The following is a 13,622-nucleotide window of genomic DNA, read 5'->3' on the forward strand; positions in this document are numbered from 1 at the left end:
AAAGAAACAAAAATTAGTATCAAAATATTCCGTGTTGTAATAAATAAACCAATTTTTTTGAATAAAAAAGACAAACCGGCCCTTGTAAACAGAAAAATCGGGGGAGAGGGGCGTAGCCCCTGACCCAGACAGGGAAAGAAAACATCCGTGCAAGGGTCTCCTTTTGAGGTTTTTGCCTCTTCGTGAAACGAGGTTAGTTTACTTGTTGGGGAATTGTCCCTGAAGCCATTTCTTTTGAGCTTCGCTTTGCTGGATAGCCTGGTTCATACGGCCATATTCCTGGCGGAGTTTGAGTTCATAGTCTTCTAATTCTCTATTCATTTTTTCTATCTCTTTTTCTTTGATGGCAATCTTTTGTTTGTTGCTGTCCATGCGAAGCGTGGTGAAGCTTCCCGGACCGTAAGAGTATCTCAGCTGGATGTTGATTTGAACCGCAATTCCTTCGTTCTTCACCATATCTCCCGTGGTATCAGAGGCAAAGAGTTGTTCTACGCCGTCAATTTTCGTTCTGATGGCATCCTTGAGTCTATTCTCATCCACCTGGAGAAGTCCCATTTTGGCGGTATTCCAGTCTTCGTCGCTGGTAGAAAAAGATCCAGCCTTTTTGGTATAGATACCAATCTGTTCAAGGACAGTGAGTTCTCTGCCATAGACTGTCGGGTAAGCATTCTGAGCGATGGTTCTCAGTTTGCTTCGGAGGGTGCTGAAACTCACATCGGCCTGAAACACGCCATTACGGAGGGTTTCCTGGCTTCGTTCACTGAGGGGGGTTCTGTCTTTGTCAGGGGCGGTGACAATGGCCAAGTACTCCATAACCTGATTGTACGCATGGACCCAATCTAAGATGGCCTGATATATCTTTTCGTAGTCATGGTCTATGGTAAGGGTGACAGGCATGCTTGAGGGATTTTTGAGGGTGAGAGAAACCCCGTCAATTACATCGTCGATGGTATTTTTGTCTCGTTTGACTTCAATTCCATCTAACGTGAAAATAGCGTCCTGTGCTTTGGAAACAGGATTTTTCCCCTGAATACCACCTTCACTGACAACCGTCTCTACGGAGACATTTTGAATGGTTACCTGTTTGTCTGTGTTCGCGTTTTTGAAGTAGAGACGGACGATTTTTTTGCCCTTTTGCATCACCATCTGATTGGAATAGGTGCCTGAGGCAGTGGGAGAAAGGTATTGGACCTGGCCGTCGCTGAATTCGACGGCTATATAGTCCTGGAAGTTGGAAATACGCACGGGGGGAGCCTTTGGTTCTTCGTAATACACAATGAGGCTTCCCCCTTCGACGGTGACATTGCTCACCTGTACACTCTCCATCTTTTCAATCGGAAAGTCCAGGAGGTAGTTTGTAGGAGACTCTTCCACGGGAAGAGGGGTGATAGCAATGGAAAAAATGAGGGAGGTATTTTCTTTTATCTCTGGACCGTCGGGAAGGGGAAGATCCACTTCTGATTCGGGTTTGAGGGTGAGGGATGAGGGAGAGATGATGGGATTTCCTTTTTTGGTGAGAGACCGGTTCAGGGGTGGTGTATAGATGTCTTTTTTGTCCTCTCCCATCTTGAGGATATCGGCTTTGAAGAGGGGATCAAGATTGCCTGAAAAGGTGAGTTTGTTTTTCTGGCCGGTTTTCTTGCCTGTTATCACAAGGACCCCTGTTGAAGGGGTATCGGCGATGACCTTGGCTTCGATGATCTCGGCGGCCTGCTGGTTCAGTTGTTCGGCAAGCTGGTAGATATTTCCTCCACGGAAGCGAACTTTGACAGTCGTATCTCCCATGGTAATGGAGAAGTCTCCCGGAGGAAGATTATCAAAGCGAGAAAGAGAACGGCTGGCAAAGGAATCTGCCTGGGCGATCTGGATAACCCGTATCTGGTAGGTGTCTTTTTTTGCTTTTCTCTGAGCAATAGCCGAAAGACTGTATTCATCGGTAGAGTTTGCCAGTTTATCCCCAAAGGGAGATTCAAAGCTGTAGAGTTTTTTGCTTTTCGTGTCTAATTCTCTCAGATAACTCACAAAATCCTGAATGATCTGATTCTCTATTTTGAGATCCTGAATTTCCTGCTGTTTTTTCAGGATGGGGATGCGTTTTACCTCAACTAATTTTTTGATGGTGCCTTCGGTGTCAAATTTATTTTCTGTTCCTGGAAGGTTCAGAATAGGCTTATTGGTAATAGATGCTCCCCATAGCGTGCTGACGAGAAAAATGCCCATCACAAGAAAACGTTTTTGCATATGGGCCTCCTTGCTTCCCTTTTCCCCTCACTCTTCCTATCGGTAAAAAGGGAAAAAAGTTGAGTTTTTTGAAAGAAAAATGTATCGGCAAAATATGAGACCTTTGCACGAATGTGCAAAGGTCTCAAAAAAGTAATAAAAAACAAAAAATAGTATAAAAATATTCTTTGAAATAATAAATAATCCTCTCTTTTTGAATAAAAAAGACAAATAGGCCCCTGTAAACAGAAAAAGCGGGGAAGAGGGGCGTAGCCCCTGACCTAAAAAGGGCAAGAAAGCACCCGTGCAAGGGTCTTAATATGTTTGTTTTATAGTAAGAATTTGACTTTTTTTGTCTTTCGTGCTAAAATTTTCTTACAGAGGTTTGGTAAAAAAGGAGGACTCTATGGAAAACAAGGTTTTTTTAGTGGTGAAGGATGCCGGTGGGGTTCAGGAACTTGTTTCTCATCTTGAGTTGCATGAGCCGCCTATTGGTGTCCGTGTGGTAAATCCAGACGAGGTGGATTTTGATCTGGTGTCGCAGGGAGATGTGGTGGTTATTGACGTGAGCCAGTTGGGGAATCGTGGTGGTTTGATTCTCCAGGAGCTTCGCAGGAGAAATCCCTCTCTTCCCCTGATGGTGGTGTCTGATGAGGTGTCTCCGGAGAAGGCAGTGTACTATTTCAATATGGGTGCTGATGATTTTATCCGCAAGCCCTATGATACCATGGAACTCTTCTGTCGCCTAAAAGCTAGGCTCCGCGTGGCCAATTATGTCAGGGAGATCAAAAGTACCGAGCTCAAAAAGGGTCGTCTGGTCATGAATGGGCCTGTTCGGGTAGGTGAAGTTGAGGTGGACTTTGACCGTATGGTGATTTTGAAAGGCGATGAGACTATTATGTTGACTCCTAAAGAAGCCGGTATGTTGAGACTTCTGTATCTGAACAAGGGACGGGTGGTGCCAAGGGCAGAATTTTTGAAAAATGTCTGGTTCATGGAGGACAACATTACCATCACTGATAGGGTGGTGGACACCAATATTGTGAATATCCGGGAGAAGATAGGTGATACAGGGCGTCAGCCTCGCTACATCAAAACCATTTTTGGTGTAGGGTATATGCTGATTGATGGATAAAGGTTTTTTCTTCAAAGAAAAAGGCGTCCACCAAAGTGGACGCCTTTTTTTGATCAGAAGCGCTTTCCGGAAAATCCAGTTTTCTCTATTTCCAAGGACTATGTCTTTATTGTCTATAAAGTTCCCTATACCTCTCATACACCTCGGGAAACATCTCAATAGCGCGTGGCAAAAGGCCATTTACCCAGGCTAAGAAAAGCCCATAGTTGAGAAGAGGGATATTTTTTTGTTGAATGAGGGACATGGTATACTCATACTGGCGTCTTGTGACCATACATCCCCCGCACATAATAACGCCGTGAAAGTCTTCTATCTCTTCTGAGCTGGCAACGTGCTTTTTCCAGGCAAAAGTAGCCGTGGGTTCCACTCTCTCATGAAAAAGGCGGGGAATTTTGACAGTCCCAATGTCATCTGGTTGTCTGTGGTGGCTACAGGCCTCGAGAATGAGAACTTTGCCATTTTGGGGAAAGTGGGAGAAATATCTGAGACTTTCAATGAAGGGGAGAAGATCTCCCTTTTTCTTCGCCATAAGGATAGAAAAAGAGGTGAGTTTCTGGTCAGCTGGGAGGTCTTTAGCAACCTGATGAAAAGCCTGGCTATCCGTGATAACGAGGGAAGGTTTGATGCCTAATTTGTTGTAGAAGATTTTGAGTTCGTTTGCTTTGACCACCATGACGCCACAGTTTCTGTCTAAAAGTTCCCGGATGGTTTCTACCTGTGGAAGGATAAGTCTTCCCTTGGGGGCAGCACTATCGATAGGAACAACTAAGAGGAAAAAATCCCCCTCTTGTACAAGACCATCAAGAAGACCTGGTTCCTGTGGGATGAGATCTTTCATCTCGATGAGACGTTTTTTGACCTCTTCTTTTCCCCGTCCTGTGAGGTTGTCAACGCCAGCCCACGGATGGATGGTGAGTTCCTGTTTGGAAGGATGGAGATTTCCATCATAAAAGGTGAAGACAATGAGAAGGGGGCGGTGGGTTTTCATAAAGGTTCCAAGTATCTCTTTTTCCTCAGGACTCAGGGGTTCGTGTGCCGGTGTCACAAAAATGCCCACATCTGCGAGACGGAGCCTTTCGAGGGTTTTTTGTTTTCGGAGATGGCCAAGCTCTCCTTCATCGTCCAGACCAGCGGTATCCACAAAAACCACGGGGCCTAAAGGAAGAAGTTCCATCGGAAAAGAAACAGGGTCTGTGGTAGTACCGGCATAAGCTGAAACAATAGCCACGGGTTTTTCGGCTATGGTATTGATGAGAGAAGATTTACCTGCGTTTCTTTTGCCAAAAAGAACCAGTTTTATCCTTTCAGACAGAGGGGTTTGGGTCATCGTTTTCCTCCTTGGTTTCAATGCGAAATAGGCTTTTTTTCGAAATAGAAAGAGGGAGAAGAGAAATCTCTCAAAATACTCTCACCTCTTTCAAAAGAAATCTCCTTTCCAACGGATGCCACACGAAGGGAAAGACAGGAAAGACACTCCCAGCCATCTTCATCAAGACATATCTTGTTGGGGTAGAGGAGATAGTGGTGTTTTTTTTCCGTGGGAGTGATATTGGGCATGAGGACATTTGCCCCTGCGGCAAGCATCATCTCCCTTCCTTGTGGGTGGAGAGAGCCGGACGCCGTGGTAGCCGGGATATTTGCCCATGGAAGAAGAAGTCTCAGAAGGGCGGTGATGCGGATGGTTTCTTCTATGGGAAGGGGGCTCTCTGAAGCAAGGGGGGTATCAGGGTGGGGAAGAAAGGGCCCAATACCTACCATTTCTAACTGAAGCTCACGACACAAAAGGACATTACGGAGTCGTATGGCTACCGTCTCCCCTGGAAGTCCCACCATAAAGCCAGATCCTACAGCATAGCCTTCTGCTTTGAGGTCGTCAAGTGCCTGAAGTCTTTTAGAGAGGGTTTTGCCCGGACAGAGACGAGCAAACAACGATTCGTCTGAGGTTTCAAAGCGGAGGAGATAGCGGTTTGCTCCTGCTTTTTTCCATTCTCGGTACACTTCCCGAGGATAGACACCGCAGGAAAGCGTGAAAGCGACATCTTCTCCTGTTATGTGACGGAGTTGGTAAAGAAGGCGTGCCATCCGTTCAGGAAGTTCTATTCGATACTCACCACTCTGGAGAACAAAGGTCTTGAAACCAAAAGAGAGGCCTTTTTTCACCGTTTCGAGAATCTCCTCATCGGACAGGGTATAACGTTGCGCCTTGTGGTTGGATTTCCTGATACCACAGTAGAGACAATCACAGAGACACTCATTGGAAAATTCAATGAGTCCCCGGAGAAATACTTTGTTGCCATAAGTCTCTGCACATACCTGTTGGGCTAAAGAGACGAGTTCGGTTGTAGATCTTGACAACAACCATTCCATCAGGGCATCAAAGGAGAGTTCCGTCAAATGAAGAGGATCGAAAAATGGTTTAGTAGTACACATCGCGCTTTCCTTGGGCTACTTCGTAGAGGCCCTTTTCTGTTCTTGTTTTGAGGTTTTTGTCTTCTATCTCGGAGACCAAAAGCTGGATGAGACGGAGCCCTTTTTCTCTTGTTTGGGGAGAGGCATAGTCTTCTAAGTATTCTCTAAAAGAGAATAGCCCATTGGGCATGCAGAATTTCTGGATGAGCCCGGGTTTGGCAAGGTCCATGAAATCCTGGCCTACCCGTCCTTTTCTATAACAGCCGGTACAGAAGGAAGGAATAAAACCATCATCAATGAGGGCTGAGATGACCTCATCAAGACTTCGGTGATCACCCAGGGAGAACTGGCTTCCTGTTTTCTCTTCTGGATGAGAGTAGGCTCCAGGGTTGGTTCTTGAGCCGGCGGAGATCTGGCTCACTCCATAGTGAAAGAGTTCCTGGCGGAGGGTTTCACTTTCTCTGGTGGAGAGAATGATACCCGTATAGGGGAGGGCCAATCGAATAATAGCCACAATCTTTTTGAAATCTCTATCGGAAACAGGATAGGGAATATGGGTCGAGAGAGGGGCTCCCTCGGCTGGTTCAATACGGGGAACACTTACCGTATGAGGACCGCACCCGAATTTTCTCTCAAGATGGTAGGCATGGACAAGAAGCGAAAGTACCTCAAAGCGATAGTCAGCCAGTCCAAAGAGAACACCTATGCCAACATCATCAATACCCCCTTCCATAGCCCTATCCATCACAAAAAGTCGCCAGAGATAGTCCGATTTTGGACCAGAAGGGTGGTATTTTTTGTAGAGTATTTCATCGTATGTCTCCTGAAAACAGGCATAGGTTCCTATCTTTTCTGCCTTGAGGCGACGAAAACCATCAATATCAAGGGGGGCAATCTCCACATTGATCCGGCGGATAGATGAACCTCTCTCATCTCGTGTGGCATACACTCGTCGAATGGCCTCTAAAAAGTAGTCAAGTGGTGTGCGTTCATCCTCACCCGTGAGCATAAGGATGCGCTTGTGTCCCTGTCTCAGAAGCATTTTCGTTTCTTCTTCAATCTCTTCGTAGGTCAGTTTTGCCCGTCCGAGAGCGGTATTGTCTTTTCGAAAAGCGCAGTAGAGACAATTGTTTGAACAGTAGTTGCCTATATAAAGGGGTGCAAAAAGCACCATTCGTTTGCCGTAAATGGCTTCTTTTACCTGATGGGCGGTAGAGAGAATGAGACGGATATCTTCTTCTGTTTCTGCCTGGAGAAGGAGAGCCACCTTGTCGAGAGAAAGCCCTTTGAGTTTCAGAGCCTCGTGGAGAATATCCTGAAGTTTGTCTTTTGTATAGAGTTTTTGAGCGTCTTCAAGCCTGTTGTACAGTTCATCCCTTGGGATGAATGACGTCTCGGTCAGTGTCCGCATCTTTTTCCTCCCTTGTTCGTGAGAGGATGGATTTGACCCTGACCCCGGGGAGACGACCCAATTTGCCTGTGAGAGCCCCTACTTCATCAGTGGTGGCTTCTACAATGAGAGAGATGACACGGAGATGCTCTTCGCGAAGGTTCATTCCCTGTCTGCCAAGAATACAGTCGCTATACTCTCCCAGAATACGGGAAACAACAGGAACCTGTGAGAAGTTCTCAATCATGATGCCGATGATACCGATTCTCTTGTCCATCAGGCCTCCCTCTGGACTTGATTGGGTTTGCCTCCTTGAGGGGGAAGGGTCCACCTCTCAGATATGTTTGAGTATATCTGAGAGAACGCCTTTTGTCAATAGGGGAAAGAAAAAAAAGAAAGAGGTATTCATATAAATAAAAAATATGTGAAGGAGATGTTGTGGGGAGGGTTGATGAGAAGCTATTTCCTTATTTCAGCTTTTTGGCGTTTTTTGCTGAAACATGGGAATAGCAAGGGTCGTGAAAGAAAATGACAGTTTTTCTCGAATGAGATATTGAAGAAAATAGGGAAAAATAAGCGAAAAAGTGGGAAGGTTTTTGCGAGTCTTTTTCTGAGAAATTGACGGAAATACTCTTTTTCGCTATAATATACCACCTTGAAGGAGTATGGGATGTTTGATTTTGCAAAGCGGATCTCGAGGGTTCAGCAGAGTCTCTCCAGTGGGGAAGCGCTTCTTGTTTTACAGAGGGAAGAGGTATTTTATCTCACGGGGTTTACTGGTGATGATACCTTTGTGGGGATAACACCGACAAAAGTTTTTTTCATTACCGACAGGCGTTATACAGAACAGCTGAAGTATGAGGTGAAAATACCCTACCATCTTCTGTTGGTTGAGGGAACACGCGGAAGAAAAGAAAATGTCCTTTCTCTCATACAGGATGAGGCGGTAAAAAGGCTTCTTGTGGACAAGAGTCGTTTTCCTTTTTCTCTCTATGAATATTTGGCCTCTCAGGTGCCGGGTCTTGAGTATGGAGAAACCTCGGTGGTGAAAGAGATGCGGATGGTGAAGGATGAGATGGAGGTAGAGATTATCAAGCAAAATCTCATGATTACGGAGTGGGGGTATTATTATATTCTGAGGCAGACAAAGCCGGGTAAACGAGAGGAGGAACTGGCGGCTGAGCTTGAGTATTTTCTCAAAAAGAAGGGAGCGAAGGCGTTTTCCTTTGAGCCTATTGTGGCTTCAGGGTATAGGACTACCCTTCCTCATGGAACAGCTTCTTCTCGTATGATTGAAAAAAACGATATTGTGATGTTTGATTTTGGGGTTTTGAAGGATGGGTATTGTTCTGACTTTACAAGATGTTTTTCTCCCGTTAAAATAAAGAAACCAAAAATCCTTGAGGTAAGGAGTATTGTAGAGGAGGCACTCAAGGCAGCCGAAGCCGTGGTAAGACCTGGGGTATTGGCCGAGGAGGTACATGCTGCTGCCTATCGAGTTATTGAGAAGGCAGGGTATGCGGCCAATTTCTGGCACTCGACGGGCCATGGAGTAGGGGTGGAGATTCATGAAGACCCCTATCTTCGCTTTGGATGCAAGGAGGTGCTCAAAGAGGGGATGGTATTTACCGTGGAGCCGGGTATTTATCTCCCTGAAGAGGGCTTTGGCATTCGCCTTGAGGATATGGTGGTGGTACGGAAAAACGGGGGAGAAGTATTGACTAAGGCTGAGTATGATGTGTAATAGATGGAGGAAGATATATGATATCGTCGAATGACCTTCGCAAAGGGACAGTGATCAAGATTGATGGAGAACTTTACAAAGTGATATGGTTTCAGCATCACAAACCTGGAAAAGGTGGAGCGGTTGTTCGTACAAAACTCAAAAATCTTCTCCGTGATGCTGTAGTGGAAAAAACCTTTCGAGCAGGAGAGGATTTAGAGGATGTGATGGTGGAGACCAGACCTGCTCAGCTTCTCTACAAGGAAGGTGAAGAGTATGTTTTCATGGATACGGAGAGTTATGAACAGTTTCATGTGTCTGAAGAGGTTGTGGACGAGGCGGCAAAATATCTCAAGAACGAGATGATATGTAACCTTTCCTTTTACGATGGACAGGTGATTGCGGTAGAACCCCCTATGTTTGTAGAACTCGAGATTGTGGAGACAGATCCTGGTTTGCGTGGGGATACGGTGAGTGGGGGCTCAAAGCCAGCCACGCTTGAGACGGGAGCCGTGGTTCAGGTGCCGCTCTTTGTGCAGGTTGGTGAAAAGATTCGTGTTGATACACGTGATGACCGTTATATTGAACGCGTGAAGTAAAGAAAGAAGTTGGAGGTGTGAACATGTTTTCAGTAAAGGAATTGAAAGAGTTATATACTCTTTTTGAAGAGGCTGATGTTGGTGAGATAGAGTTTCAGCATGGTGAGCTGAAGGTAAGAATGGTAGCTGGGCAGGCGAAGGCACCCGTGGTTACCCCAGCGGTAGTCTCCCCGGCACCGGTTGCGGCTCCATCCCCTTCGTCGGAGGCAAAGCCTGTCTCTTCAGAACCCCCTATTCAGGATGTGACTTCGAAATGGGTAGGAGTGTTTACACGTTTGAACCCCAAAACCAAGGAAGCCTATGTGAAACTCCGTGATACCGTGAAGAAAGGTGATGTGATTGCGCATGTTCGTGTGCTGGGCCATCTTCAGGATGTGGTGTGTGAGTATGATGGGAAGGTGAAGGAGATTCTGGTAGAAGAAGGTCAGCCTGTTGAATATGGGCAGCCCCTTTTCCGGCTTGAGGTATAAGAGGAGGATGCGATGATAAAGAAAATATTGGTGACGAACCGTGGAGAGATTGCCGTTCGTGTGATTCGAGCAGCCAAAGAGTTGGGTATAAAAACAGTGGCCATTCATTCTGAGGCGGACAAGGATAGTCTTCATACGCGGTTAGCCGATCAGGATGTGTGTATCGGTCCTGCTCTTTCCAAAGATTCGTATCTGAATATTCCTGCTATTATCAGTGCGGCTGAGATTACAGGCGCGGATGCGGTGCATCCAGGGTATGGGTTTCTTTCGGAGAATGCCAAGTTTTCCAGGATTTGTCGGGATCATAATATTACCTTCATCGGGCCGACCCCTGAGGCTATAGAACTTCTTGGAGACAAGGCATCGGCCAGAAAGACCATGAGTGAAGTAGGTGTGCCGATTACGCCTGGAACTGGTATCATCAAGGATGTTTCAGAAGCCATGAAGTTTGCTCATGAGGTGGGTTATCCGGTGATTGTGAAGGCTACGGCTGGTGGTGGTGGAAAGGGAATGCGTGTGGCCTGGTCTGATGATGAACTTGCCAGTATTCTTCCTATTGCTCAGGCGGAGGCGCAAACCGCCTTTGGGAATCCAGATGTCTATGTAGAAAAGTACCTTCAGAATCCCCGCCATATTGAAATCCAGTTTATTGCCGATAAGCATGGAAATGCGGTTTATCTTTTTGAAAGAGACTGCTCTATTCAGCGCAGGCATCAGAAGCTTATTGAAGAGGCACCAAGCCCTGCTCTTTCTCCTGAGATTCGCAAAAAAATGGGTGAGGCAGCCTGTCGTGGTGCCCTTCATGCCGGATACTATGGGGCAGGTACTATGGAGTTTCTCTTTGATGAGGAGAGTCAGCAATTCTACTTCATGGAAGTCAATGCCCGTATTCAGGTAGAACATCCTGTGACCGAACTTATCACCGGTGTTGATCTCATCAAGGAACAGATTCTTGTGGCTATGGGGGAAAAGCTCTCCTTCAAACAGGAGGATCTCAAGGTAAATGGTCATGCGATTGAATGTCGTATCAATGCCGAGGATCCTTATATGAACTTTATGCCTGTGCCTGGAAAGATTACTGAACTTCACTTTCCGGGAGGGCCTGGTATTCGGATTGATAGTCATATCTATGCGGGCTATGAGATTCCAAAATATTATGACTCGCTCGTGGCCAAGGTACTTGCCTGGGGGCGTGATAGACAGGAAGCTATTGCCCGTATGCGTCGACTTCTTGATGAGATGCGCATAGAAGGGATTAAAACCACGGCACCCTTTCATCGTCAGATGATGGACAATCCAGATTTTATCAAGGGGAACTACTCCACGAAGTTTATGGAAAACTTCAAACTCAAATAAAGAGGAAGGTATGGAAAAATTTGTTATTACCAGAAAGGCGGTGGAAGACTTAGTGAAATGGACGGTTCAGGAGTTCGGGAGTGTCCGGCTTGCCGGTAAAAAAAGGCCGGTGGTGGTTTCTTTTGCTGGTTTTCGTCAGGTTGATGTGAAGTTGGATATTGAGATGAAAGTCGGTCTGAATATGCTTGAAACGACGGAAAAACTCCACCAGAAACTGAAAACGACACTTGAGAAACTTGCTGGTCTTGATCTTCGCCATAGTAAAATAACCGTAAGGGGTCTGTATGACGAATCGGTCGAAAAGCAAAGTGCTTAATATTCTCATTCAAGTAGCCTGGATAGTGGTGGTTTTTGTTGGGCTTTTGTTTCTTGTGATTGTGAGTCGAAGTTCTCAGCTTCCATTTGAACAGGCTATTCATTTTTCCACTGGTATGTCTCCCTGGACGTTTCTGGGAGTTGTGGGCTGGGTTTTGACGCTGATGGGTCTTGTCGCAGCGGCCTGGTGGTACTATGAACATTTTTATAGCCATACGATTTATGTTCGGACGCCGTATGGGGAACTTGAGATTCACAAGGTGGCTATACAGGGGTATCTTGTAGAGCAGCTTGAACAACTTCCTGAGGTAGTGGATTGTGATGTGAGTGTGGCTATTTTCAAGAGGCGTTTTGTGGCTCTCGATATTCATGTGCTTTTGGCTTCTGAGAAGTCCTGTCGGGAGTATGGGGAAAAGCTTCAGCAGGATATTCTTCAGATGCTTCTCTCTACCTTTGGGATCAAAGATATCAAACGTTTTCACCTGCAGGTGAACGCTTTTGTTGGGGGGGAATCTCACAAAACGGTTCGCTACCGGTAAGGAAAACGGATGTTTAGCTTAGTATGGCTGAGAGACGTTTTGACGCTCAATAATTTTGCGCTCTATGTGGAGAATCTTGCTGAGAAGCCGCTTGGGGTGACGGCCTTTTCTCTTGACTCCAGGACTATTCAGCCTTCGGAGTGTTTTGTAGCTATCCCGGGTGAACGTTTTGATGGTCATGATTTTATCTACGATTGTGTTCACAAAGGGGTGAAGGTTTTCATTGTGGAGAGGGCTTTTTATAGAAAGACTCGAAAGAACCTTCCACCGGGGATATTCTTTGTGGTGAAGGATAGTCGCAAAGCCCTTGGGGTCCTGGCAAGAGAATACCGCAAGTATCTCTATGCCAAGGTGATAGCTATAACAGGGAGTTCTGGAAAAACCACCACGCGGGAACTGATTAGCTACCTTCTCTCTCTCAAGTATCAGGTGCACTCTACCAAGAAAAACCTGAATAATGATATTGGACTTCCCCTGACGGTGCTTGAGGCGAAAGAGGGGGTTCATTTTCTTGTTCTGGAAATGGGGATGAATCATTTGGGGGAGATTGGTTATCTGTCTTCTATTGTTCATCCCTATGCTTCGGTGATTACCAATATAGGGTATGCTCATATCGGGAATTTAGGCTCTCTTTATAATATTGCCCGTGCAAAAGGAGAAATCTTCAAGGGCATGATGCCCAAGTATGGGGTGGCTTTTCTCAACAGAAATGATGAGTTCTATAGTTATCACAAGAAACTCTCTCCTGTTCCGGTGGAGGATGTGATTCCTGATGAGATTACCATCATGGAAAATCTTGGGCTTGATGGCTATCTTCTCTACTATCAGGGGATGAGTTTTCGTTTTCGTTTACCGGGAAGGCACAATATCACCAATCTCGCTATTGCTCTCAAGGTGGCGGAGTACTTTGGGGTGGATATGATGCAGGCGGTGAAGGCAATTGAGGATTTTCAGCCTGTGAGTGGACGGAGTGAGGTTATCCGGACATCAAACTGGACCATCATCAATGATGCCTACAATGCCAATCCATCTTCTATGCGGGCGGCGCTTTTTCTCTTGAAGGATCTGCCCGGTCGTCGTGTGGCCATCCTTGGGGATATGTTAGAACTCGGGAAGCATTCTCGTTCTCTCCATGAGATGATAGGAGAAGTCATGGTGACCAATCAGGTGGCGGATCTTGTGATTCTTCATGGAGAGGAGTCTCGATATGCCTTTGAAAAGCTCAAGGAAAATCAGATGCTAGCCTTTTGGTTTCCTTCCAAGCAGGAACTCATCCGGAGTCTCAGGTCGCTTCTTCAACCGGGAGACACCATTCTTGTCAAGGCTTCTCATGGGATGAAGTTAGAAGAGGTGGTGGAAGAGCTCAGGAAGGGGTAGGAAAGAGGGTGGGTTTGTTTCAAAGGTAAAAAGTCAAATGCATTGTATGTCTCCTCAATATGGATTTTTCTTTGCTTTTGTGCTATAAT

At 46.0% G+C, this 13,622-nt stretch carries 13 protein-coding genes; 8 read left to right on the forward strand and 5 right to left on the reverse strand.

The window, feature by feature from the left end:
* Positions 1–198: 198 nt before the first annotated feature.
* Positions 199–2,241: a flagellar filament capping protein FliD gene (gene fliD / locus BREVNS_RS09275; protein WP_483426725.1), complete on the reverse strand. Its 2,043-nt coding sequence runs from the start codon at positions 2,239–2,241 to the stop codon at positions 199–201.
* A 385-nt stretch (positions 2,242–2,626) separates the two neighbouring features.
* On the opposite strand from fliD, the gene BREVNS_RS09280 reads away from it, so the two are divergent.
* Positions 2,627–3,355 (forward strand): response regulator transcription factor, encoded by a 729-nt coding sequence (locus BREVNS_RS09280; RefSeq protein WP_483426726.1) that lies wholly within the window; start codon positions 2,627–2,629, stop codon positions 3,353–3,355.
* Positions 3,356–3,461: 106 nt separating this feature from the next.
* Here BREVNS_RS09280 and hydF read toward each other — a convergent pair whose 3' ends face one another.
* Genes hydF through BREVNS_RS09300 form a run of 4 tightly spaced genes read right to left on the reverse strand, consistent with a single transcriptional unit; the run spans position 3,462 to position 7,431 of the window.
* Entirely contained in the window at positions 3,462–4,682 is a 1,221-nt protein-coding gene (gene hydF, locus BREVNS_RS09285; RefSeq protein WP_483426727.1) for a [FeFe] hydrogenase H-cluster maturation GTPase HydF, read from the reverse strand.
* 17 nt (positions 4,683–4,699) lie between these two features.
* Positions 4,700–5,785, reverse strand: coding sequence for a [FeFe] hydrogenase H-cluster radical SAM maturase HydE (gene hydE, locus BREVNS_RS09290; protein WP_483426728.1), 1,086 nt, complete (start codon positions 5,783–5,785; stop codon positions 4,700–4,702).
* Positions 5,772–7,175: a [FeFe] hydrogenase H-cluster radical SAM maturase HydG gene (gene hydG / locus BREVNS_RS09295; RefSeq protein ID WP_483426729.1), complete on the reverse strand. Its 1,404-nt coding sequence runs from the start codon at positions 7,173–7,175 to the stop codon at positions 5,772–5,774. Before hydG ends, hydE begins: the two co-directional genes overlap by 14 nt.
* Entirely contained in the window at positions 7,135–7,431 is a 297-nt protein-coding gene (locus tag BREVNS_RS09300; protein WP_483426730.1) for a TM1266 family iron-only hydrogenase system putative regulator, read from the reverse strand. Before BREVNS_RS09300 ends, hydG begins: the two co-directional genes overlap by 41 nt.
* Before the next feature lie 393 nt (positions 7,432–7,824).
* On the opposite strand from BREVNS_RS09300, the gene BREVNS_RS09305 reads away from it, so the two are divergent.
* Genes BREVNS_RS09305 through BREVNS_RS09335 form a run of 7 tightly spaced genes read left to right on the forward strand, consistent with a single transcriptional unit; the run spans position 7,825 to position 13,533 of the window.
* Positions 7,825–8,898 carry an aminopeptidase P family protein gene (locus BREVNS_RS09305; protein WP_483426731.1) on the forward strand — a complete coding sequence of 358 codons (1,074 nt, stop codon included), beginning with the start codon at positions 7,825–7,827 and terminating at the stop codon, positions 8,896–8,898.
* Between the two features lie 17 nt (positions 8,899–8,915).
* Positions 8,916–9,476 carry an elongation factor P gene (gene efp / locus BREVNS_RS09310; protein ID WP_483426732.1) on the forward strand — a complete coding sequence of 187 codons (561 nt, stop codon included), beginning with the start codon at positions 8,916–8,918 and terminating at the stop codon, positions 9,474–9,476.
* A 23-nt stretch (positions 9,477–9,499) separates the two neighbouring features.
* Positions 9,500–9,946, forward strand: a complete 447-nt coding sequence (locus tag BREVNS_RS09315; RefSeq protein WP_483426733.1) for an acetyl-CoA carboxylase biotin carboxyl carrier protein — start codon at positions 9,500–9,502, stop codon at positions 9,944–9,946.
* Positions 9,947–9,958: 12 nt separating this feature from the next.
* Positions 9,959–11,302, forward strand: coding sequence for an acetyl-CoA carboxylase biotin carboxylase subunit (gene accC / locus BREVNS_RS09320; protein ID WP_483426734.1), 1,344 nt, complete (start codon positions 9,959–9,961; stop codon positions 11,300–11,302).
* Between the two features lie 10 nt (positions 11,303–11,312).
* On the forward strand, positions 11,313–11,618 hold the full coding sequence (locus tag BREVNS_RS09325) for an Asp23/Gls24 family envelope stress response protein (protein WP_483426735.1): 306 nt from the start codon (positions 11,313–11,315) through the stop codon (positions 11,616–11,618).
* On the forward strand, positions 11,587–12,156 hold the full coding sequence (amaP, locus tag BREVNS_RS09330; protein WP_483426736.1) for an alkaline shock response membrane anchor protein AmaP: 570 nt from the start codon (positions 11,587–11,589) through the stop codon (positions 12,154–12,156). Before BREVNS_RS09325 ends, amaP begins: the two co-directional genes overlap by 32 nt.
* Before the next feature lie 9 nt (positions 12,157–12,165).
* The gene (locus BREVNS_RS09335) at positions 12,166–13,533 is read left to right on the forward strand and encodes a UDP-N-acetylmuramoyl-tripeptide--D-alanyl-D-alanine ligase (RefSeq protein WP_483426737.1); all 1,368 of its coding nucleotides are present in this window, start codon (positions 12,166–12,168) and stop codon (positions 13,531–13,533) included.
* Positions 13,534–13,622: the final 89 nt, after the last annotated feature.

The sequence above is a fragment of the Longinema margulisiae genome (assembly GCF_025266855.1).
In the GTDB taxonomy this organism is placed as follows: Bacteria; Spirochaetota; Brevinematia; order Brevinematales; family Thermospiraceae; genus Thermospira.